Source organism: Okibacterium endophyticum, from assembly GCF_054780075.1.
This window is the reverse complement of sequence record NZ_BAAGXA010000007.1, coordinates 229,541-251,451: the sequence shown is the minus strand read 5'-3', so window position 1 is coordinate 251,451 and position 21,911 is coordinate 229,541. Positions and strand designations below refer to the sequence as shown.

Below are 21,911 nucleotides of genomic sequence, written 5' to 3'. Positions count from 1 at the left end.
CTATAACGGATACCCGGGGTCACGTCTCAGCACACCCCGGCACCACAAGAGGCCTCGGAAGCGTGACGTGGCAACCGCAGCCGAAAGCGACAGGAAGAGCAATCCCCAGTGATCAAACCGGACTTCACGATCGAGTTACCCGACGACCCCGGCACCGTGCACTTCGTCGGGATCGGCGGGTCGGGGATGAGCGGGATCGCGCGGCTGTTTCTGCAGGCGGGGCACACCGTCTCCGGCTCCGACCTGAGGGAGTCTTCGAACGTCGACGCCCTCCGCGCGCTTGGAGCATCCGTGGAGATCGGACACGACGCGGCCAACCTCGGCGACGCAGACACCGTTGTCGTCACCGGCGCCCTCTGGCAAGACAACCCGGAATACCTCGAAGCGCTGCGCAGGGGCCTTCCCGTCCTGCATCGCTCTCAGGCGCTGGCTTGGCTGATCCGTCGTCACCGCCTCGTTTCGGTCGCGGGGGCGCACGGCAAGACGACGTCGACGGGAATGATCGTCACCGGCCTGATCGAACTGGGGGAGGACCCGAGTTTCGTCAACGGGGGAGTGATCGAGTCCCTCGGTGTATCGAGTGCATCCGGGTCGGGCGATCTGTTCGTCGTCGAAGCGGACGAGTCAGACGGCTCGTTTCTGCTCTATGACACGTCCGTCGCGCTCGTGACGAACGTCGACGCGGACCACCTCGACCACTACGGCTCGCCAGAGGCCTTTGAAGACGCGTTTGTGACGTTCGTCCGGAATGCGAGCGAGCTGGTCGCGATCTCTTCCGACGACGCGGGCGCGCGGCGTGTGGCCGAGAGAATCTCAGACAAGCACGTCATCACCTTCGGCGAGCACGAGGATGCCGACGTGAGGGTTCACGGCATCTCGACTGTTGGCCCCGTCTCGTTCGTCATCAGCTACCGCGGCCAGGACAACGGGGCGACGCTCCGTGTCCCTGGCCGCCACAACGCGATCAACGCCGCCGGCGCGTTCGCGGTTCTGGTCGGGCTCGGCTTCGGGGCGAACGAGTCGCTCAGGGCGATCTCGCAGTTCGGAGGGACGCAGCGCCGTTTCGAGCTGCACGGAACGGTGGGCGGTGTCAGTGTCTACGACGACTACGCACACCATCCGACCGAGGTGGCGGCAGCCCTGAGCGGTGCGAGGAGCGTTGTGGGCGAGGGGCGGATCATCGCGGTGCATCAGCCGCACCTCTACAGTCGTACACGGATGTTCGCCGGGGAGTTCGCCTCGGTGCTCGAGGAGCATGCGGACCTCACCGTGGTTCTCGATGTGTATGGAGCTCGTGAAGACCCTGAACCCGGTGTGACCGGTGCTCTTGTCGCGGAGCGCTTCGCCGAGGCGGACAGCGTGGCGTTCATCGCGGACTGGCAGGAGGCCGCCGATCATGTCGCCCGGATCGCTCGCCCGGGCGACTCTGTGATCACGCTCGGCTGCGGCGACGTCTATCGGATCGTTCCGCAGCTGCTGGGCTCGCTCGCTGCAGTCCGAACCTGAGCTCGGGAACAGACCACGATGATCGACGCAGGAACGAGTATGAGGTGAAGAGACCGGCAGGCTTCCGTCGCGCCAGCCCGGCCGGGCGTCCTGCCGCAGCAGACGCTCCGGTGTCGCCGAGCGCGGATCGGACGACCGCCGAGGCGGACGAGGGTGTGGCCGCCCCGGTTCCCCTGTTCGACGCCGTGGCGACTGAAAGCGTCTCCGGCGCGCGTGAGTCGAACCACAACGGCGACAACGACGATGACCTGCGGTCGACGGCGGCGCTCAAGAAGGCGGCAAGACGCCGACGCCGGGTTGAGCGTCAGGAGATCCGGCGGTTCACGGCTGCCTCACGCCGACGGCGCATCGGGTGGCTGATCGGAATAGCGTCTGTGGCCGGGCTGGCTCTCATCGCGGTGCTTCTCGCCTACACACCACTGCTCAGCGTGCGCCAGATCGTTGTCGAAGGCTCGTACCGCGTGAGTTCCGATGCTGTCATCGCGGACCTCGAATCCCAGATCGGCACTCCGTTTCCCCTCATCGACGAGGGTGAGATCAAAGCTGCGCTCGTCGGCTTCCCGCTGATCCAGTCCTATTCGGTCGAGAGCAGGCCGCCGGACACCCTCGTCGTCCGCATCGTGGAGCGCACTCCGGTCGGGGTCATCGATACGGGTGAGGGGTTCAATGTCGTGGACGCCGCGGGCGTTGTGATCGAGGCCAGCGAGACGCGACCGGAGAGCTATCCTCTCATCACCGTGGACTCGGACGCTGCCGGTGACGGTTTCGAGTCGGCGGCGGCCGTGATCAGAGCGCTTCCAGAGACGCTGTCGACGAGAGTGGACACGGTGAGGGCCGGGAGCGCCGACGACGTCGCACTCACCCTGAGGGATACCGGGCAGCAGATCGTCTGGGGGAGCGCGGAGGAATCGACGTTGAAGACAGCCGTCCTCGAGGCGCTGCTCGTGCAGTATCCGAACGCGCCCTATTTCGACGTCTCGTCGCCCGACGTACCGGTCGTGCGCGCGGAATGACGGCTCCGCCCGTGCTGCGTGCGTGAGAACCCGCTCATTTCTTCGTGGACTTGACGACACGCGGATGGCATCCCCGCGCGAGCACCGAGTCGATCTAACGTCAGGTTCAAGAAATGCATACTGAGCAAAACTTTAAACCTCAACTTGAGGTTGAGAGTTCTCACCGGAGGCCGGACGTGACTACAAACCAGAACTACCTTGCCGTGATCAAAGTCGTCGGCATCGGCGGCGGCGGGGTCAACGCTGTCAATCGCATGATTGAGCTCGGACTCCGTGGGGTCGAGTTCATCGCCATCAACACAGACGCACAGGCCCTGCTGATGAGCGATGCCGACGTCAAGCTCGACGTCGGCCGTGAGATCACCAGGGGCCTCGGCGCCGGCGCCGACCCCGAGGTGGGGCGCCGTGCGGCTGAAGACCACGCCGAAGAGATCGAAGAAGCACTCGCCGGAGCCGACATGGTCTTCGTGACCGCCGGCGAAGGCGGCGGAACCGGCACCGGGGGCGCCCCTGTCGTCGCGCGCATCGCGAAATCGATCGGCGCACTCACGATAGGTGTGGTGACGAAGCCGTTCGGATTCGAGGGCCGTCGTCGCCAGGCGCAGGCCGAGCTCGGCGTGGCGAAGCTGAAAGAAGAGGTCGACACGCTCATCGTTGTGCCCAACGACAGGCTGCTCGAGATCAGCGACCGGGGCATCAGCATGCTCGAAGCGTTCTCGACGGCGGATCAGGTGCTGCTCGCCGGCGTCCAGGGCATCACGGACCTCATCACCACACCAGGCCTCATCAACCTCGACTTCGCAGACGTCAAGAGCGTGATGCAGGGCGCGGGCTCGGCTCTCATGGGTATCGGGTCTTCGCGCGGCGCGGACCGCGCGATCAAGGCCTCAGAGCTCGCGGTCGCCTCTCCGCTGCTCGAGGCGAGCATCGAAGGCGCGCACGGTGTGCTCCTCTCGATCCAGGGCGGCTCGAACCTCGGCATCTTCGAGATCAACGACGCGGCCAGACTCGTGCAAGAGGCCGTGCACCCGGAGGCGAACATCATCTTCGGCGCCGTCATCGATGACACCCTGGGCGACGAAGTCCGCGTGACCGTGATCGCCGCGGGCTTCGATGGCGGAGAACCGCCGGCCAAACAGGTGGAGCCGCGAGCGGATGCTGTTCTCTCGACCGGTGGTGTGATGAAGAGCACGGCCGCCGCAGCTGAGGGAGGTGAGGTTCGTGAGCGCCCGGCCGCGGTTCTCACCGAGACCCAGCCGGCCCCTTCCGAGCCCCGCGGTGATGCGTGGAAGGTCAGCGAAGAGGCTCTCGCCGCGCCGCCCGTTGCGGCCGACCCGGCCTTCGCAGACGAAGACGAGCTCGACATCCCGGACTTCTTGAAGTAGATGGATGGCACGACACTCGCCGAGCGAGTCGATCGTGTGCGCCAGGGCGTGGCCGAGGCGATGAGGTCAGCGGGTCGACGTCCCGATGAGGTCACGCTCATCGCGGTGACCAAGTTCCACCCTGCCAGGCTGGTGGACGACCTGTATCGCCTCGGCCTGCGCGACATCGGAGAGAACCGGCACCAGGAGGCGCAGGCGAAGGCAGACGAGCTTCGCGACCTCGCGGATCTGCGGTGGCATTTCGTCGGACAGTTGCAGTCCAAGAAGGCACGGCAGGTCCGCCGCTACGCCGATGCGGTGCACTCGCTCGACCGGGCATCCGTTGTGGATGCACTCGACTCGGCGGGGAGAGAGGAGACCGGCAGGCTCGACTGTTTCGTGCAGCTGAATCTGACGGACGACCCTGCTCGTGGCGGGGTGGCGGCGGCCGACCTCGATCCGCTCGTCGAACGGGTGCTCGGCGCGAGCTCGCTCAGGCTGCTCGGCGTGATGGCTGTCGCTCCGCTCGGCGAGGATCCCCGCCGCGCGTTCGCGAGAGTGCGTGAGGCCTCTGAGCGTGTGAGGGCGCTCGCGCCGCACGCGTCGGCGATCTCGGCCGGCATGAGCCAGGACTTTCGCGAAGCCGTGCTCGAGGGCGCGACACACCTTCGGATTGGCGCTGCAATCACCGGCAAGCGGCCCGATGGAGGTTAATCTCATGGTGAACCAACAGCTCAAACGGAGGTAGCGATGTCCAACCCGCTCAAGAAGACCATGGTGTACCTGGGTCTTGCTGACGACGAACTCGAATACGAGCAGGAGTCCGGTCAGCAGGCGGCTCCCGCAGCGCAGCCCCAGGCAGCACCGCAGGCTGTGCCCGCGCAGGCCAACCGAGCGCCGGTGACGCCTCTGCGTCGCCCGACCGTCACCAAACAGGCTGCGCCGAGCGAGCTGAACGAGATTCTGACCGTTCACCCCAAGCAGTACCGTGACGCGCAGGTGATCGCAGAAACATTCCGCGAGGGTGTGCCCGTCATCATCAACCTGTCTCAGATGAGTGAGGGAGACGCGCGCCGGCTCATCGATTTCGCGAGCGGTCTCTCGCAGGGCCTCTACGGCAAGATCGAGCGCGTCACGAACAAGGTCTTCCTCCTCTCGCCGCAACACGTGGCTGTGCTCGGCGATTCAGGCGTTGCGGCAGCCGAGGGCGAAGCAACCTTCTTCGCTCAGCAATAATTGACGGGTGGACCTCGTTATATCGCTCGTCGGCAATATTCTCTATTTTGCGCTGCTGCTGTACTTTTTCGCCATGTGGGCCAGGTTCGGCCTCGATCTGGCGCGCAGTCTGAAGCCCCAATGGCGTCCGCGTGGCGCGGGTCTCGTCGCCGCTGAGATAGTTTTTTCGATCACCGACCCTCCGATTCGCTTCTTCCGCAGAATCCTGCCGCCGGTGCGGATCGGCGCGCTCGCGCTCGATTTCGGCTGGAGTCTGACGATGCTCTGCGTGATCATCGCGATGACGGTGGTCAATATCCTGCGGTAGGTGCCTGCACAGGGTATTCTTCACGTGTGTTGTGCGTCGCTCAGGGAACACCGCCGTGGTGTTTGCTAGCGTGGGCACGTTCAAAGAGTCGTTACAAGTTGAAGGTGGAAAGCCATGGCGCTCACTCCGGAAGATGTAGTCAATAAGCAGTTCCAGCAGACGAAGTTTCGTGAGGGTTATGACCAGGATGAGGTCGATGACTTTCTCGATGAGGTCGTCGTCGAACTGCGCCGACTGACGCAGGAGAACGAAGAACTCAAAGAGCGGCTCGCCAAGGCCGAGTCCGGCGAGGGCCAGAGCGCCCCTGTCGCAGCTGCCGCGCCCGTGGTGGCCGCCGAGCCGGTCCCCGCTCCGGCACAGCCGGCGGCAGTGGGCGCTGACGATTCCGAGAGCTCGAGCAGTCTGCTGCAGCTCGCTCGTCGGCTGCACGACGAGCACGTGCGCGAGGGCGCCGAGAAGCGCGACGCACTCATCGCAGAGGGTCACGCCACCGCCGCCCGCGTTGTCGCTGAGGCAGAGGCCAAGCAGCGCGCGCAGATGGAGATCCTCGACGAGGAGCGCGGAGCACTCGAGCGCAAGATCGATGAGCTTCGCATCTTCGAGCGTGATTACCGCCAGAAGCTCCGTGCATACATCGAAGGTCACCTGAAGGACCTCGATGCAGGATCCGGCAGCCAGTCCGGCTCGAGCTTCGCCCAGACCTCCAACGCCTGACGCATTGGATTCCGCGCGCACCGGTCACTCCGGTGGCCGGGCGCTCGTGATGCTCGCCGCTGTTGCGGTCGTCGCGTATGCGCTCGACCAGGTCACGAAGCATCTCGTCCTCACGAACCTCGTCGAGGGCCAGCAGTACAGGATCTTCGGTGACGTCCTGATCTTTCAGTTCGTCCGGAACTCGGGTGCCGCCTTCTCGCTCGCGAGCGGGAGCACCTGGATCTTCTCGATCCTCGCCAGCGCGGTCACCATCGCGATACTGGTCCTGGCGCGCAGGATCCGCTCGATCGCGTGGGGGATCGTCTTCGGGCTGCTCCTTGCGGGGGTCGTCGGAAATCTGACGGATCGCTTCTTCAGGGAGCCGTCCTTCGGACTTGGACACGTGATCGACTTCATCTCGACGCCGTGGATGTTGCCTGCGATCTACAACGTCGCCGACATCGCCATCGTCTCGAGCATGGCCATCTTCGTGATCCTCACCATCAGGGGGATCAGGCTGGACGGCTCGCGAGACGCAAAAGAGCACAGCGACGAACCGGTCGAGTTGTCCGCTGATGACCCTGGGGCACAGGCTCACGCGTCGAAGAACGAGAACGACGTCTCGCCGTGACCGAGAACCGTATGCTGCCGGTCCCAGACGGCCTGGACGGCGCTCGCGTCGATGCGGGTCTTGCGAAGCTCCTGGGATTCTCGCGAAGCTTCGCCGCAGACGTGGCAGACGCCGGCGGTGTCACGCTCGACGGGCGTGTGCTGACCAAGTCGGACCGGTTGCGGGCCGGGGCGTGGCTCGACGTCGCCTGGGAGCCCAGGCAGGCGCCCACCGTCGTCCCCGTTGTGGTCGACGATCTGAGGGTCGTCCACGACGACGATGACATCGTCGTCGTGGACAAACCGCTCGGAGTGGCCGCGCACCCGTCGATCGGCTGGACCGGACCGACCGTGCTCGGCGCCCTCGCGGGGGCCGGGTATCGAATCGCGACCTCCGGGGCGACCGAGAGGGCGGGAATCGTGCATCGGCTCGATGTGGGCACGAGCGGCCTGATGGTCGTTGCGAAATCCGAGAGGGCCTACACGGCGCTGAAGCGCGCTTTCCACGATCGCGAGGTCGAGAAGATCTACCACGCGGTCGTGCAGGGGCATCCCGATCCCCTTGCCGGCACGATAGACGCGCCGATCGGGCGACACCCGAAGCACGACTGGAAGTTCGCCGTGACGGCCGAGGGCAAGCCGTCCGTCACCCACTATGAGACAGTCGAGGCTTTCCCGAGCGCTTCGCTGCTCGTTGTCCATCTGGAGACGGGGCGCACACATCAGATACGGGTGCACATGGCCGCACAGCGGCATCCGTGCGTCGGCGATCCGCTGTACGGCGCCGATCCGACGCTCTCGGCTCGGCTCGGCCTCACCAGGCAGTGGCTGCAGGCGGCTGAGCTCTCGTTCACCCACCCGGCCTCGGGGGATCGCGTCACGTTCCGTTCGCAATACCCGGACGACCTGCGACACGCACTCGACGTCCTGCGCGCAGACTGAGGATGTCGGGTCAGGCGTTTAAGCTGGTCACTCACCACCATCGTCAGTCGGAGTAGTTTTGGCCGGTTCAACGGACTCGTTCGTCCACCTGCACGTTCACAGCGAGTACTCGATGCTCGACGGCGCCGCTCGCGTCAAACCCCTCATCGACGCGGCCGTCGAGAAGGAGATGCCCGCCGTCGCCGTCACCGACCACGGCAACGTGTTCGGCGCGTTCGACTTCTGGAAGACGGCGACAGACGCCGGCATCAAACCGATCATCGGCACAGAGGCCTACATCACGCCTGGCACCCATCGTTCGGACCGCACGCGCGTGCGCTGGGGCAACGGCGACAGAGACGATGTCTCGGGTTCGGGCGCCTACACGCACATGACCCTCTTGTCAGAGACCACGGAGGGCATGCACAACCTCTTCAGGATGTCGTCGCGCGCGTCCATCGAGGGCTACTACTTCAAGCCCCGTATGGACAAAGAGATCCTGAGCACGTACGCGAGCGGCCTGATCGCGACGACAGGGTGCCCGAGCGGCGAGGTCCAGACCAGGCTCAGGCTCGGCCAGTACGACGCCGCCGTCCAGGCGGCCGCCGACTATCGCGACATCTTCGGTGCAGAGAATTACTACTGCGAGATCATGGATCACGGCCTCGGGATCGAGAGACGGATCATGTCGGATCTCATCCGTCTTGCCACAGACCTCGGCCTGCCGCTCGTCGCCACGAACGACCTGCACTACACCCACGCGGCCGATGCGAAATCCCACGCCGCCCTGCTGTGTGTGCAGTCGGGCTCGACCCTCGACGACCCGAACCGCTTCAAGTTCGACGCGGACGAGTTCTATCTGAAGAGTGCTGCAGAGATGCGGCAGCTCTTCCGCGACTACCCCGAGGCGTGTGACAACACCCTGCTGATCGCGGAGCGCTGCGAGGTCGCGTTCAACACGAGCGCGAACTATATGCCGAGGTTCCCGGTGCCGGCCGGAGAGACCGAGGAGTCCTGGTTCATCAAAGAGGTCGAGAGCGGCCTGCACCAGAGATATCCGAACGGCATCACGCAGGCCGTGCGCGAGCGCGCGGACTACGAGGCAGGCGTGATCGTGCAGATGGGTTTCCCCGGGTACTTCCTCGTTGTCGCCGACTTCATCAACTGGTCGAAGCGCAACGGCATCCGCGTCGGGCCCGGCCGAGGCTCAGGCGCAGGCTCGATGGCGGCGTACGCCATGGGCATCACCGACCTCGATCCGCTGCAGCACGGCCTCATCTTCGAGCGCTTTCTCAACCCGGATCGTGTCTCGATGCCCGACTTCGACGTCGACTTCGACGACCGGCGCCGCGGCGAGGTCATCAAATACGTGACAGAGAAGTACGGCGACGAGCGAGTGGCGCAGATCGTCACCTACGGCACCATCAAGGCCAAACAGGCGCTCAAGGACTCGTCGCGTGTGCTCGGGTTCCCCTTCGGCATGGGCGAGAAGCTCACCAAGGCGATGCCGCCTCCGGTGATGGGAAAAGACATTCCGCTGACGGGCATCTTCGACAAGGATCACCCGCGCTACAAAGAGGCCGTCGACATCCGTGCGCTCGTCGAGACGGACGCAGACGCCAAGACGGTGTTCGACACCGCGCTCGGCATCGAGAACCTCAAGCGCCAGTGGGGGGTCCACGCGGCCGGTGTGATCATGTCGAGCGACCCGCTCATCGACATCATCCCGATCATGAGGCGCGAGCAGGACGGCCAGATCGTCACGCAGTTCGACTACCCGGCGTGTGAATCGCTCGGGCTCATCAAAATGGACTTCCTGGGGCTGCGCAACCTCACGATCATCAACGACGCCATCGACAACATCGAGTCGAACCGCGGTTTCCGTCCGATACTCGAAGATCTGAGCCTCGACGACGAAGCGGCATACGAACTGCTCTCGAGAGGTGACACGCTCGGTGTCTTCCAGCTCGACGGCGGGCCGATGCGATCGCTGCTCCGGCTGATGAAGCCAGACAACTTCGAAGACATCTCTGCGCTGATCGCGCTCTATCGGCCGGGGCCCATGGGCGCGAACTCCCATACGAACTATGCGCTCCGCAAGAACGGGCTCCAAGAGATCACCCCGATCCACCCCGAACTCGAAGAACCGCTCGCCGAGATCCTTTCGACGAGCTACGGCCTCATCATCTACCAGGAGCAGGTGATGGCCATCGCGCAGAAGGTGGCAGGCTTCTCGCTCGGGCAGGCAGACATCCTGCGCCGTGCGATGGGCAAGAAGAAGAAGTCGGAGCTCGACAAGCAATTCGAGGGCTTCTCGGCCGGTATGCAGGCGAACGGCTACTCCATGGAGGCCGTGAACATGCTCTGGGGCATTCTGCTGCCGTTCTCGGACTATGCCTTCAACAAGGCGCACTCGGCGGCGTATGGTGTTGTGTCCTACTGGACGGCATACCTGAAGGCGCACTATCCCGCCGAGTACATGGCGGCGCTCCTCACGAGTGTCGGCGATTCCAAAGACAAGCTGGCGATCTATCTCAACGAGTGCCGCCGTATGGGAATCAGGGTGCTTCCCCCAGACGTCAACGAGTCCATCGGATTCTTCGCCGCCGTCGGCGACGACGTGCGCTTCGGCCTCGGCGCCGTGCGCAACGTCGGCTCCAATGTCGTTGAAGGGATCAGGCGTTCGCGTGAGAAGGAAGGTGCGTTCACGAGCTTCCACGACTTCTTGCGCAAGGTGCCGCTCCAGGTCGCCAACAAACGCACGTGTGAGTCGCTCATCAAGGCCGGTGCATTCGACACACTCGGTTCGACCAGGCGGGCGTTGGTCGAGATACATGAAGATGCAGTGGAGTCTGCTGTCAGTCTCAAGCGGAACGAGGCGAACGGGCAGGTCGACCTTTTCGGCGGCATTTTCGACATCGATGAGCATGCAGAGAGTGTTCCGGAGCGCCCAGAGTGGACCAAACGAGACAAACTCGCATTCGAGCGCGAGATGCTGGGCCTCTATGTGTCTGATCACCCCCTCGCCGGCCTCGAGTTGCAGATCGCCAAGCATGCGAGCGCGTCGATCACCGATATCCTCACGTCCGACAGCGCACAGGACGGTGAGACGGTGACGATCGCCGGCCTGGTCACGAGTGTGCAGCACCGTGTGGCGAAGGCATCCGGCAACCAGTACGGCATGATCCAGGTCGAGGACTTCGGCGGTGAGATGACCGTGATGTTCATGGGCAAGGCGTACCAGGAGTTCGCTTCGACGCTCGTCAACGACAGCATCGTTGTGGTTCGTGGCCGCATCAGCATGCGCGATGACGGCATGAACCTGCACGCATACAGCATCATGTCGCCGGAGTTCGACCAGTCAGGACCCGTGGGGCCGCTCACCCTCATGATGCCGGATTCCCGCGCGACGACAGAGGTGGTCGCTGAACTCGGGCAGATCCTCGGACGACACGGCGGTGACACCGAGGTGCGTCTCAAACTGGTCAGGGGAGACACGGCGCGCGTGTTCGACGTGCCATACCCGGTCCAGGTGACCGCCGATCTCTACGGAGAGCTCAAATCCTTGCTGGGCCCAAATTGCCTCGGATAAGATCAGGTGACCCGTTCGGGGGAGGCTTCTGCGTGGCGCTCTCCCTCGTGTCCAACCATGTGAGGACGCTTCGACAATGACCGATCCAGAGACCATCTCGCCACACGATTGGAATTCGCAACCGCCGGCCGGTGAAGAGGCTGCGCGATACGGCATCGGCCCGTTCACACTGCGCGAGGTGATCTTTCTCGGACTGTCGGCGATTGTGCTGATCGCGTCGTTCCTTCCCTTCGTCTCCGGCCTGTTCGTCGGGTACCAGACCGTGTGGGCGCCGTTCAGCTGGTTCGTCGTTCCGGGGCTTCTCTTTCAGCTCGCGGCAGCGATCCTCATGGTCCTCCGGCGTCTTGTGCCGTCGGTCAGATGGCGGGTCGGTTCGCTCTCTGTCGATCAGTTCGCCTCGGCGGCGGTTCTTGTGACGGCCGCGTTCTATTTCGGGATGCTCGTGTTCATCACCAGTGTGCCCGGGCTGCTCGGCGTCGGCGTCGCACCAGGGCCGGGAGCGATCGTCGGGCTCATCGCATCGGTCCTCTCGCTCGCGGTGACGACGCTCGCGATGTTCATTCCCCCCTTCCGCGACGAGTTCTTACAGCGACCCGAGACGGCGGCGCACCCGACGGCGAGGGAGCCGATCGCCGTTCCGAGGCGGCCGAAACCCCACCCAGCGCCCCAGACGACCGGTCAGCAGGATACAGCCGGTTACGCTCAGGGAGTCGAGTACGGCCAGCCGGCGGAACACGCTCTGGCGGGCCAGGACACCTGGGCGGGCGGATACGGTCAGACAGCGGAATACGGCCAGGGTGTGTCTCCTGCTGCCGATGATGTCGGCCCTCGTTATGCCCGCACACCCGCGACTGAGCCGCCCGCAGAAGCCACCGCCGCCGAAGCCGCCAGCACGGCGGGCGCGGACCACCCCGGAGAGGCGGAATCGGCTGACGAGGAGCGCACAGACACCGCGCGGGAGCAGGCAGCCGACGATGAAGAGTCGGCTGTCGATGAGCTTCTCGCCGAGCTGAACTCGGAAGCCGTCGACGAGACTCCTCGCGCAGACGACACGTCGGCACCGGTCGAAGAGCCGGTGCCGGGCGAAGAGCCGCTCGAACAGGATCTTGCTCCGGACGAGTGGCTCGACGACGAGCAGGCAGACGCCGCCGAACCGAGAGCCGCGTTCAGTCACGTTTCGGCACACCCCGCCGTCGAAGAGCACTCCGCGCCGCAGGTGGTCTCGACGCAGCCCTTCTGGGTCTATTCGGCAGTGCCGCGTGTCGTCGTCGACGAAACCACGGGAGCACCGCTGTTCGAGATCGGCCCGACGGCGTGGGCACTCGCCATCGTCGATCGTGGAACCGAACTCGTCATCAGGCACGACGATGGCCGGGTGGGGGTTCTGCGTCACGTTGACGGCCTGATGCGGGGCTGACGAGGAACAAGGCCCAGCCGCGATAAACTGTGCGCAAATGATCAACACCATCGACATGCGGGGCATGCGCCCGAGCCCTGCAGAGCTGCTTCAGCTGATACCACGGCCCCTCGTCGACATCTCGCGCGCATCCGACGCTGCAGCACGTCTGATCGCCGAAGTCGACGAAGAGGGCGTCGCAGCCCTTCTGCGCCATGCAGACGCTTTCGACGGCGGGGCGCCACAACAGATCCGGGTGCCTGCAGAACAGATCTCCGACGCTGTCGCAACGCTCGACACGGCGGTTCGAGACGCCGTCGACGAAGCGATCGCCCGTGTGCGTGAGGCGACGATCGCTCAGGTGCCGCCGACCGTCGACACACAGGTCGCACCCGGAGCGGTGATCACTCAGCGATGGCAGCCTGTTTCCCGGGTCGGCCTCTATGTGCCCGGCGGCAAGGCGGTCTATCCCTCGAGCGTGGTCATGAACGTCGTTCCGGCACAGGTCGCCGGGGTCAGTTCCATCGCCATCGCCTCACCGCCCCAGTCGGAGTTCGGCGGACGTGTGCACCCGACCATCCTCGCCGTCGCCGGGCTCCTTCACATCGATGAGGTGTATGCGATGGGCGGCGCCAGCGCGATCGGCGCATTCGCGCACGGCGTCGCCGAGCTCGGCCTCGAACCTGTAGACGTTGTGACAGGTCCAGGCAACATCTACGTGGCAGCGGCGAAACGCCTGGTGAAGGGACGCGTCGGCATCGACTCGGAGGCGGGAACGACAGAGATCCTCGTGATCGCGGACTCGACCGCCGATGCGACGTACGTGGCCGCAGACCTCGTGAGTCAGGCCGAGCACGACGAAGCTGCCGCATCGGTGCTCGTCACGGATTCCGAGCAGTTCGCACACGACGTCGTCAGGGAGGTGCGCCGGCTCGCCCGCACCACACCGAGTTCTGAGCGTGTGTCACGCGCACTGGCCGGTCAGCAATCGGCGATCGTGCTCGTCGACGACATGCCCCAGGCCGCCGAGTTCAGCAACGCCTATGCGCCCGAGCACCTCGAGATACAGACCGCCGACGACGACGCGCTGCTCCGGCAGATCACGAACGCGGGTGCGATCTTCGTCGGGCCGCACGCACCGGTGAGCCTCGGCGACTACATCGCCGGGTCGAACCACGTGCTGCCGACGGGCGGGCAGGCCCGTTTCTCGTCAGGCCTCGGTGCATACACCTTCCTGCGTCCGCAGCAGATCGTCAGATACAACAGGGATGCCCTCGCTCTGGTCGCCGAGAAGATCGTCACCCTGTCGCGAGCCGAGCAGCTTCCCGCGCACGGCGACGCCGTGAGCATCCGCTTCGAAAGCCGCCCGTCGTTGTGACCTTCGACTAGTCTGGATCCCGATGTATTGTCCGTTCTGCCGCCACCCCGATTCGCGTGTCATCGATTCACGCACGAGCGACGACGGACTGTCGATTCGTCGCAGGCGGCAATGCCCCGAGTGCGGGCGCCGGTTCAGCACCACGGAGACCGCGAGCCTCGCCGTCATCAAGCGAAGTGGTGTCGTCGAGCCCTTCAGCCGTGAAAAGGTCGTGGCAGGCGTGCGCAAAGCCTGTCAGGGTCGCCCCGTGACCGACTCGGACCTGGCGCTCCTGGCGCAGAAGGTCGAAGAGAGCATCAGACAGACCGGATCGTCGCAGATCGACGCGAACGAGATCGGCCTCGCGATCCTCACGCCGTTGCGCGAGCTCGACGAGGTCGCGTACTTGCGTTTTGCGAGTGTGTACCAGGCGTTCGAGTCGCTCGACGACTTCGAAGACGCCATAACTCTTCTGCGGGTCGAACATGCAGAGCAGACGTCGGCGGAACGTGAAAGTGCAGACGACCGCTGAGCGCCAGCGGTGACGGTAGCCTTGCAGAGGCATGTATCGCATACTCTTCTCACACGTCCTGACGAAATTCGACCCGGAACTCGCGCATCACCTGGCGTTCGACGCCATCAGGGCACTACCCGCCCTGGGGCTGCGGCGGGCGCTCGAGCGATTGACGTCTGCCCCTGACGACCTCTCGGTGCACACCCTCGGACTCACCTTCGCGACACCGTTCGGTCTCGCAGCCGGCTTCGACAAAGACGCGCGGGCGGTCATCGGCCTCGGCGCCCTCGGCTTCGGCCACATCGAAGTCGGCACCCTGACCGCACATGCGCAGCCGGGGAACCCGAGGCCGCGACTCTTTCGGCTGGTCGACGATCGGGCCCTCATCAACCGGATGGGGTTCAACAACGGGGGAGCGGCGGATGCCGCGGCGAGGCTCGCCAGGGTCAGGAACGTTCGGGGCCGGCCGGTCATCGGCGTCAACATCGGCAAGAGCAGGGTCACGAGCGTCGACAACGCGACGAACGACTACCTCGAGAGCACACGCCTGCTCGCACCGCTTGCCGACTACCTGGTGGTGAACGTCAGCTCGCCGAACACACCAGGGCTGAGGGGTCTGCAGGAGCTCGATCGCCTCGAGCCTCTGCTCTCGGCCGTGAGGGACGCATCCGGAGCCACTCCGCTTCTCGTCAAGATCGCGCCGGATCTGGGCGACGACGAGCTGAAGCGCATCTCGGAGCTCGTTGTCGCGCTCGGGCTCGACGGCATCATCGCCACGAATACGACGATCGCCCGCACAGGTCTTCGCACAGGGGCGCGAGCTGTTGATGCAGCCGGAGCCGGCGGACTGTCGGGGGCGCCCCTGGCAGAGCGCTCACTCGAGGTGCTCCGTCTGATCCGGCGGTTCGTTCCTCCCGAGATGTGCGTCATCTCTGTCGGCGGGATCGAAACGGCCGAACAGGTCGCAGAGCGCATCGCCGCGGGGGCCACCCTGGTGCAGGGATACTCCGGGTTCATCTATCACGGGCCGTTCTGGGTCAGACAGATCAACAGGAGGCTCGGTCGGCTGCTGCGCGACCGGTCCTCCCGGAACTGAACGAGGACGTGCTGGGCGGGTTCGCACGTCTGCGCAGCACCGAGACCGGCCAGCACCGAGACCGGCCAGCACCGAGACCGGCCAGAGTCAGCTCGGGTACTGCCTGCGCTTGACCTGGGGCTTCGGAAGACGGAGCACACGCAACTGCAGTGCCCGCATAGCGGCGTACCAGCGGACACCGCGTTCGGCGCTCCCGAACTTCGCGGTGAGCCTGCGTCGTACGATGAATCCGAGGATCACGCTGTCGAGCACGGCCAGCAGAAAGAACGCCCAGAGCGCGAACATCCCGTACAGCTGTACGGCCGGATCAGGCATGAACGTGACGATGATGACGACGAACATGAGCGGAATGAGGAACTCGCCGATGCTGAAGCGAGCATCGACGTAGTCTCGCACCCACTTCTTCTGGGGGCCGCGATCGCGCGTCGGCAGATAACGCTCGTCACCTGCAGCCAGGCCGATACGCGCTTTCTCACGTTGTTCGGCCATCTTCGCCCGTGCGGCCTTCTGCGCCTCTTTGCGGTCGCCTGGCACAAGCGGGCGCTTGTTCAGCGCCTCACGTTCCTTGCGTGTCGGGGTCGGCCGGCCTTTGCCCGTCACCGAGCCCTGATCGCTCTCGGTGTCGACGGGGTTGCGGGGGGATTGCTTCGTCACTGTGTGTCCTCGGATCGCGGGTCTCTTAAGATTACCTGCATGACCGATTCCCCGCAGAGCCTTCCAGACGATGCGACCTCCCTCGACGACGCGATCCGCCGTGCCGTGCACGCACGGCTCCCCGCCACGATCGCCGATTTGACGGGCCTCGTGCGCATTCCGAGCGTGTCGTGGGCGGCTTTCGATCCGGAGTTCGTCCGTCAGAGCGCGGAGGCCGTCGCAGAGCTGGCCAGACAGACCGGGCTCTTCTCCGACGTGCAGGTGAAACGCTCGCGCATCGGTGACACCGATGAGCTCGGCCAGCCCGCTGTGCTCGCTGTGCGAAAGGCGAGGAACGGCCGCCGGACGGTTCTGCTGTATGCACATCATGACGTGCAGCCGCCCGGGCACGACGGGGACTGGGAGTCTGCCCCGTTCGAGCCGACGGTCAGAGGCGACAGGCTGTACGGCCGCGGTGCAGCGGACGACAAAGCCGGGGTGATGACCCATATCGCTGCACTGCGGGCGCTCACCGATGTGCTCGGCGACGACCCCGATCTCGGTGTCGCCCTGTTCATCGAGGGTGAAGAGGAGTTCGGTTCACGCTCGTTCTCGACGTTCCTCGCCGAGAACAGGGCAGCACTCGCCGCGGATGTGATCGTTGTGGCCGACTCGAACAACTGGGACGACAAGACACCGGCGCTCACCGTTGGCCTCCGGGGCAACGTGACGTTCCGCCTGACCGTCAGCACCCTGGCGCATGCCTCGCACTCCGGCATGTTCGGGGGCGCGGTCCCCGACGCGATGATGGCGACCATCCTCCTTCTGTCTACGCTGTGGGACTCACGCGGCGCCGTCGCCGTCGACGGGCTCACCGGCCGCGAGACGACCACACCCGAGTACGGCGAGAAGCAGTTGCGCGACGAGGCGGGGCTTCTCTCCGGGGTCGAACCCGTGGGCGAGGGACCGATTCTGAGCCGAATCTGGTCACAGCCGTCGATCACCGTCACGGGCATCGACGCGCCGACAGTGGCGAATGCGTCGAACACCCTCTCGCCGAGCATCTCGGTGCGGATCAGCGCGAGGATCGCGCCGGGCCAGTCCGCCCACAACGCCTATGAGGCACTGGCTGCCCACCTGCGACAGAATGCCCCATTCGGAGCGCACATCGAGATCGACGACGTCGACCTGGGCGAGCCGTTCCTCGTCGACACGAGCGGTGAGGCCGTGGCACTGGCCAAGCAGGCGATGACGGATGCCTGGGGCACAGAGCCGGTCGAGCTCGGCGTCGGCGGGTCCATCCCGTTCATCGCCGAGCTCGTCAGGGTGTTTCCCTCCGCCGAGATCCTGGTGACCGGCGTCGAAGACCCCCACTCGCGCGCGCACAGCCCGAACGAATCGCTGCACCTCGGAGTCTTCCACCGGGCAGTCCTGACAGAGGCGCTGCTGCTCGCGCGACTGAACGGCTGAACGCGTCTGACACGGTGTGATTGCGGTCAGGGGAATGAACACGGCCATCGGCCGGTTATCGCAGGTAGAATATCTGAGGGCACGCGCGCCGCGCGCTGCACATTCGATCACGAGGAGCGTCATGAGCGACACGACACTGACATCCACCACGACCGAAGCCGCTCACGGAGTCAAGCTCAGTGACACCGCGGCTGCCAAGGTCAAGAGCCTGCTCGAGCAGGAGGGTCGAGACGATCTTCGCCTGCGGGTGGCCGTGCAGCCCGGTGGCTGCTCTGGGCTGATCTATCAGCTGTACTTCGACGAGCGTATGCTCGACGGTGACGCGGCAGTCGATTTCGACGGTGTCGAAGTGGTCGTCGACAAGATGAGCGTCCCGTACCTCGATGGCGCGTCGATCGACTTCGAAGACAGCATCCAGAAGCAGGGCTTCACCATCGACAACCCGAACGCCGGTGGCAGCTGCGCGTGTGGAGACAGCTTCCACTAAGCAGATTTTCAGCAACATGTGCAGGGGAACCGCCGTCACGGCGGTTCCCCTGCACTGGTTTAACGCCGGATGAAGCGGAATCGACCGCGTCGCGCCCGGAATGGTACGGAGGCGACGCGTGGATCGGGCTAGACTAATTCGGAACCAACAGTGTCTTCGAAAGGTCCCAGGTGCGCTCGAATCGTCGTCTCCGATGGGCTGCAGTTCCCGTGGCGGTCACCCTCGCGGTGATACTCGCAGGATGTACCCAGGCCGAACTCCACGGCTATCTCCCCGGCTTCATCGAGGGCGAACCCCCCGTCACGAACCACACCGAACGCGTTGCAGGTCTGTGGACCACATCGTGGATCGTTCTGCTCGGCGTCGGCGTCGTCACCTGGGGACTCATTCTCTGGGCGACGATCGCGTACCGCCGTCGCAAGGGACAGACCGGCCTGCCCGTGCAGCTGCGATACAACATGCCGATCGAGATCTTCTACACGATCGTGCCGCTCATTCTGGTGCTCGGGTTCTTCGCCTTCACCGCGCGTGACCAGACCGCCATCGAAACGCAGTATGACGATCCTGACGTGTCGATCGAGGTCTATGCCAAGCAGTGGTCGTGGGACTTCGTCTACACGGGCGCCGTCGACGGCGACGACGTCTGGACCGCCGGCATCCAGGCCCAACCTGACCCAGACGGCGAACGGGGCTCCATCGATCAGGAGCAGCTCCCCACCCTGTACCTTCCCGTCGGTCAGACGGTGACCATCGCACTCGAGTCGCGTGACGTCATCCATTCGTTCTGGGTCATCGACTTTCTCTACAAAAAAGACATGTTCCCCGGCAAGACGAACTACATGTCGTTCACTCCAGAGCGTGAGGGAACGTACGAAGGCAAGTGCGCGGAGCTCTGTGGTGAATACCATTCGATGATGCTTTTCAACGTCGAGGTCGTGTCACCGGACGAGTACGAGGCGCATCTCGAAGAACTCGCGGCGAATGGAAACGTCGGTGACTACGGCGAAGACTACGACCGCAACTCAAACCTTCCCGGAACAGGCACGCGCGAGGGCACATCTCAAGAGGAAGAGGAGTAGACCATGGCCACAACCATCGAACTCCCCGAAGGCCAGGCAAAAGACCTCCCCGAAGGTCAGGCGAAGGTCGTCAATCGTCCGAGTCAGGTCGAGCGAAAGGGAAACGTGATCGTCAACTGGATCACGTCGACCGACCACAAGACCATCGGTCACATGTACCTGATCGCGTCATTCCTTTTCTTCCTGATCGGCGGCGTGATGGCGCTGATCATCCGCGCACAGCTGTTCGAACCCGGACTGGCCGTCGTCGAGACGAAAGAGCAGTACAACCAGCTCTTCACCATGCACGGCACAATCATGCTCCTGATGTTCGCGACGCCGCTGTTCGCAGGCTTCGCGAACGTGATAATGCCCCTGCAGATCGGTGCACCTGACGTTGCGTTCCCCCGTCTGAACGCGTTCGCGTTCTGGTTGTTCCTCTTCGGCAGTCTGACGGCCCTCGGCGGTTTTCTGACTCCGGCCGGCGCCGCGTCGTTCGGCTGGTTCGCATACGCTCCGTTGTCGAGCACCACGTTCTCGCCTGGTATCGGCGGCCATCTCTGGGTGTTCGGGCTCGGTATGTCCGGGTTCGGAACGATCCTCGGTGCCGTGAACTTCATCACCACGATCATCACCATGCGCGCACCGGGCATGACGATGTGGCGGATGCCGATCTTCACGTGGAACACGCTCGTGACGTCGATCCTCGTGCTGCTCGCCTTCCCGGTGCTCGCTGCCGCATTGTTCGCGCTCGGGGCCGACCGCGTCTTCGGGGCACACATCTACGATCCCGAGAACGGTGGTGTGCTCCTCTGGCAGCACCTGTTCTGGTTCTTCGGGCACCCGGAGGTCTACATCATCGCGCTGCCGTTCTTCGGCATCGTCTCTGAGATCTTCCCGGTCTTCAGCCGCAAGCCGATCTTCGGCTACAAGACTCTTGTGTATGCGACCATCGCGATTGCGGCTCTCTCTGTGACCGTGTGGGCGCACCACATGTACGTCACCGGTTCGGTGCTCCTACCCTTCTTCGCGCTGATGACGATGCTCATCGCGGTTCCGACGGGTGTGAAGATCTTCAACTGGATCGGCACGATGTGGCGTGGCTCCGTGACGTTCGAGACGCCGATGCTGTGGTCGATCGGGTTCCTCGTGACCTTCACGTTCGGCGGGCTCACCGGGGTGATCCTGGCCTCCCCGCCGCTCGACTTCCACGTGTCGGACACGTACTTCGTCGTCGCGCACTTCCACTACGTCGTCTTCGGCACGGTTGTGTTCGCGATGTTCGCCGGGTTCTATTTCTGGTGGCCGAAGTGGACGGGCAAGATGCTCAACGAGCGTCTCGGGCAGTGGCACTTCTGGTTGCTCTTCATCGGATTCCACACAACGTTCCTTATTCAGCACTGGCTCGGAGTCGTGGGCTTCCCACGTCGCTACGCGACCTACTCACCCGAAGACAACTTCACCTGGATGAACCAGTTGTCGACGGTCGGTGCGATGATTCTCGCGACGTCGATGATCCCGTTCTTCTTGAACGTGTACCTCACGGCGCGCAAGGCTCCGAAGATCACCGTGAACGACCCATGGGGATACGCCCGTTCGCTCGAATGGGCCACGTCATGTCCGCCGCCTCGCCACAACTTCACATCGATCCCGCGGATCAGGAGCGAGTCGCCCGCGTTCGACCTCAATCATCCCGAGGCCGGAATACCCGTCGGGATCGGGCCGGCCAAGGATGCACCCGATGCGTCCACCTATGACGCCGCAGACGGAAAGGTGAAGTAGCCGCATGAAGACGAACGCAGTTCTCTTTTGGATACTCGCCGCCTATTTCGCCGTGCTCGCGGTTGTCTACACGCTCTGGAACATACACGATCCGCAGCACAGCTACTTCTCCGCGGACTACTTCGAGCAGGGCGGTGGGCCATCGGTCGAGTGGGCGGGAACCGTCGCTCTCAGCCTCGCCGCGATCATGTCGACGTTCATCGCCTTCTATGTCGGCAGAACACGCAGCCATCAGGGTGGTGAACTGCCTGAAGACATCCTCACGGCGAACGTCGATGACGGCGACCCCGAGATCGGGCATTTCTCTCCGTGGAGCTGGTGGCCGATCTTCTTGGCCGGCGCCGCTGCACTGCTCCTGCTGGGCATCGCCGTCGGTTTCTGGATCTCGTTCTTCGCCGCTCCATTGCTGGTCATCTCCATCGTCGGATGGACGTACGAGTACTATCGCGGATATCACGTGAGCTGAACGCGACAGAGCCTGTTCTCTGTTGTTGTCACACCCGTGTTTTCGGGGTGCTGTGGCCGGTCTGCGGCCTTTGCGCGCGAGCTTTCTTCACGGGTTCTCACCTGCCGAATTCTGGCCCATGCACTGCCATCAGGGAGCATCCGTGGTCGAGCAGCGTCCGGAGCGCTGGCGACGGCAGCTGCTGTTGTGACCTCCCGTCGGGCGTGCATGGCGGGAGGGATGCTCGATGACGGCGGATGTTCTCGGATCGGCGGTGAGGGCGGCGGGAACGAGGCGATGCACCGATGCACGGCAGACACGCTCAACCGTCCCGGTCGCTCCGTGACCTGTGTCGAGCATCGGGCACGCTCTCGCTCGTCTTTCCGCAACGCGCAAGCCTCTTCGGCGCGCCGCGTCGCCCACGGATGTGCG

Annotated in this window: 20 protein-coding genes; 19 read left to right on the top strand and 1 reads right to left on the bottom strand. The window is 64.4% G+C overall.

Annotated elements, in window-relative coordinates:
• Positions 1–108 precede the first annotated feature (108 nt).
• The 14 genes from murC (at position 109) to ACYVF5_RS10945 (ending at position 15,604) form a co-directional block, all read left to right on the top strand.
• On the top strand, positions 109–1,506 hold the full coding sequence (murC, locus tag ACYVF5_RS11010) for a UDP-N-acetylmuramate--L-alanine ligase (RefSeq protein WP_460946259.1): 1,398 nt from the start codon (positions 109–111) through the stop codon (positions 1,504–1,506).
• Positions 1,507–1,550: 44 nt separating this feature from the next.
• Positions 1,551–2,519: a cell division protein FtsQ/DivIB gene (locus tag ACYVF5_RS11005; protein WP_460946257.1), complete on the top strand. Its 969-nt coding sequence runs from the start codon at positions 1,551–1,553 to the stop codon at positions 2,517–2,519.
• A 176-nt stretch (positions 2,520–2,695) separates the two neighbouring features.
• Positions 2,696–3,904 carry a cell division protein FtsZ gene (ftsZ, locus tag ACYVF5_RS11000; RefSeq protein ID WP_460946255.1) on the top strand — a complete coding sequence of 403 codons (1,209 nt, stop codon included), beginning with the start codon at positions 2,696–2,698 and terminating at the stop codon, positions 3,902–3,904.
• The gene (locus ACYVF5_RS10995; protein ID WP_460946253.1) at positions 3,905–4,597 is read left to right on the top strand and encodes a YggS family pyridoxal phosphate-dependent enzyme; all 693 of its coding nucleotides are present in this window, start codon (positions 3,905–3,907) and stop codon (positions 4,595–4,597) included.
• Positions 4,598–4,633: 36 nt separating this feature from the next.
• Positions 4,634–5,119: a cell division protein SepF gene (locus ACYVF5_RS10990; protein ID WP_460946251.1), complete on the top strand. Its 486-nt coding sequence runs from the start codon at positions 4,634–4,636 to the stop codon at positions 5,117–5,119.
• A gap of 7 nt (positions 5,120–5,126) precedes the next feature.
• Entirely contained in the window at positions 5,127–5,426 is a 300-nt protein-coding gene (locus ACYVF5_RS10985; RefSeq protein ID WP_460946249.1) for a YggT family protein, read from the top strand.
• 114 nt (positions 5,427–5,540) lie between these two features.
• Complete coding sequence (locus ACYVF5_RS10980; RefSeq protein WP_460946247.1) at positions 5,541–6,140, top strand: DivIVA domain-containing protein; 600 nt, start codon at positions 5,541–5,543, stop codon at positions 6,138–6,140.
• Between the two features lie 4 nt (positions 6,141–6,144).
• Positions 6,145–6,750 carry a signal peptidase II gene (lspA, locus tag ACYVF5_RS10975; RefSeq protein WP_460946245.1) on the top strand — a complete coding sequence of 202 codons (606 nt, stop codon included), beginning with the start codon at positions 6,145–6,147 and terminating at the stop codon, positions 6,748–6,750.
• A gap of 11 nt (positions 6,751–6,761) precedes the next feature.
• Positions 6,762–7,670 (top strand): RluA family pseudouridine synthase, encoded by a 909-nt coding sequence (locus ACYVF5_RS10970; protein ID WP_460946632.1) that lies wholly within the window; start codon positions 6,762–6,764, stop codon positions 7,668–7,670.
• 112 nt (positions 7,671–7,782) lie between these two features.
• Positions 7,783–11,241, top strand: a complete 3,459-nt coding sequence (gene dnaE, locus ACYVF5_RS10965; protein WP_460946630.1) for a DNA polymerase III subunit alpha — start codon at positions 7,783–7,785, stop codon at positions 11,239–11,241.
• Between the two features lie 76 nt (positions 11,242–11,317).
• Positions 11,318–12,658 carry a hypothetical protein gene (locus ACYVF5_RS10960; RefSeq protein ID WP_460946243.1) on the top strand — a complete coding sequence of 447 codons (1,341 nt, stop codon included), beginning with the start codon at positions 11,318–11,320 and terminating at the stop codon, positions 12,656–12,658.
• A 37-nt stretch (positions 12,659–12,695) separates the two neighbouring features.
• Positions 12,696–14,015 carry a histidinol dehydrogenase gene (gene hisD / locus ACYVF5_RS10955; protein ID WP_460946241.1) on the top strand — a complete coding sequence of 440 codons (1,320 nt, stop codon included), beginning with the start codon at positions 12,696–12,698 and terminating at the stop codon, positions 14,013–14,015.
• Positions 14,016–14,037: 22 nt separating this feature from the next.
• On the top strand, positions 14,038–14,526 hold the full coding sequence (nrdR, locus tag ACYVF5_RS10950) for a transcriptional regulator NrdR (protein WP_460946239.1): 489 nt from the start codon (positions 14,038–14,040) through the stop codon (positions 14,524–14,526).
• 31 nt (positions 14,527–14,557) lie between these two features.
• Entirely contained in the window at positions 14,558–15,604 is a 1,047-nt protein-coding gene (locus ACYVF5_RS10945) for a quinone-dependent dihydroorotate dehydrogenase (protein WP_460946237.1), read from the top strand.
• An 87-nt stretch (positions 15,605–15,691) separates the two neighbouring features.
• Here ACYVF5_RS10945 and ACYVF5_RS10940 read toward each other — a convergent pair whose 3' ends face one another.
• Positions 15,692–16,258 carry a DUF3043 domain-containing protein gene (locus ACYVF5_RS10940; protein ID WP_460946235.1) on the bottom strand — a complete coding sequence of 189 codons (567 nt, stop codon included), beginning with the start codon at positions 16,256–16,258 and terminating at the stop codon, positions 15,692–15,694.
• Positions 16,259–16,297: 39 nt separating this feature from the next.
• Here ACYVF5_RS10940 and ACYVF5_RS10935 point away from each other — a divergent pair, with 39 nt between their 5' ends.
• From ACYVF5_RS10935 to ctaF, 5 genes are all read left to right on the top strand, one after another.
• A complete protein-coding gene (locus tag ACYVF5_RS10935; RefSeq protein WP_460946233.1) occupies positions 16,298–17,707 on the top strand; it encodes a M20/M25/M40 family metallo-hydrolase in 1,410 nt (469 codons plus the stop codon).
• A 121-nt stretch (positions 17,708–17,828) separates the two neighbouring features.
• Positions 17,829–18,194 (top strand): iron-sulfur cluster insertion protein ErpA, encoded by a 366-nt coding sequence (gene erpA, locus ACYVF5_RS10930; RefSeq protein WP_460946231.1) that lies wholly within the window; start codon positions 17,829–17,831, stop codon positions 18,192–18,194.
• A gap of 170 nt (positions 18,195–18,364) precedes the next feature.
• The gene (gene ctaC, locus ACYVF5_RS10925; protein ID WP_460946229.1) at positions 18,365–19,273 is read left to right on the top strand and encodes an aa3-type cytochrome oxidase subunit II; all 909 of its coding nucleotides are present in this window, start codon (positions 18,365–18,367) and stop codon (positions 19,271–19,273) included.
• Between the two features lie 3 nt (positions 19,274–19,276).
• On the top strand, positions 19,277–21,034 hold the full coding sequence (ctaD, locus tag ACYVF5_RS10920; protein WP_460946228.1) for an aa3-type cytochrome oxidase subunit I: 1,758 nt from the start codon (positions 19,277–19,279) through the stop codon (positions 21,032–21,034).
• 4 nt (positions 21,035–21,038) lie between these two features.
• A complete protein-coding gene (gene ctaF / locus ACYVF5_RS10915; protein ID WP_460946227.1) occupies positions 21,039–21,500 on the top strand; it encodes an aa3-type cytochrome oxidase subunit IV in 462 nt (153 codons plus the stop codon).
• The last annotated feature ends 411 nt before the right edge of the window (positions 21,501–21,911 follow it).

Coding starts and splice junctions, on each gene's coding strand:
- ACYVF5_RS10995 (WP_460946253.1), top strand. CDS start 3,905: ATGGATGGCACGACACTCGCCGAGCGAGTCGATCGTGTGCGCCAGGGC.
- ACYVF5_RS10970 (WP_460946632.1), top strand. CDS start 6,762: ATGCTGCCGGTCCCAGACGGCCTGGACGGCGCTCGCGTCGATGCGGGT.
- ACYVF5_RS10935 (WP_460946233.1), top strand. CDS start 16,298: ATGACCGATTCCCCGCAGAGCCTTCCAGACGATGCGACCTCCCTCGAC.
- ACYVF5_RS10990 (WP_460946251.1), top strand. CDS start 4,634: ATGTCCAACCCGCTCAAGAAGACCATGGTGTACCTGGGTCTTGCTGAC.
- hisD (WP_460946241.1), top strand. CDS start 12,696: ATGATCAACACCATCGACATGCGGGGCATGCGCCCGAGCCCTGCAGAG.
- ACYVF5_RS10980 (WP_460946247.1), top strand. CDS start 5,541: ATGGCGCTCACTCCGGAAGATGTAGTCAATAAGCAGTTCCAGCAGACG.
- ACYVF5_RS10945 (WP_460946237.1), top strand. CDS start 14,558: ATGTATCGCATACTCTTCTCACACGTCCTGACGAAATTCGACCCGGAA.
- ctaD (WP_460946228.1), top strand. CDS start 19,277: ATGGCCACAACCATCGAACTCCCCGAAGGCCAGGCAAAAGACCTCCCC.
- ctaF (WP_460946227.1), top strand. CDS start 21,039: ATGAAGACGAACGCAGTTCTCTTTTGGATACTCGCCGCCTATTTCGCC.
- nrdR (WP_460946239.1), top strand. CDS start 14,038: ATGTATTGTCCGTTCTGCCGCCACCCCGATTCGCGTGTCATCGATTCA.
- dnaE (WP_460946630.1), top strand. CDS start 7,783: ATGCTCGACGGCGCCGCTCGCGTCAAACCCCTCATCGACGCGGCCGTC.
- ACYVF5_RS10960 (WP_460946243.1), top strand. CDS start 11,318: ATGACCGATCCAGAGACCATCTCGCCACACGATTGGAATTCGCAACCG.
- erpA (WP_460946231.1), top strand. CDS start 17,829: ATGAGCGACACGACACTGACATCCACCACGACCGAAGCCGCTCACGGA.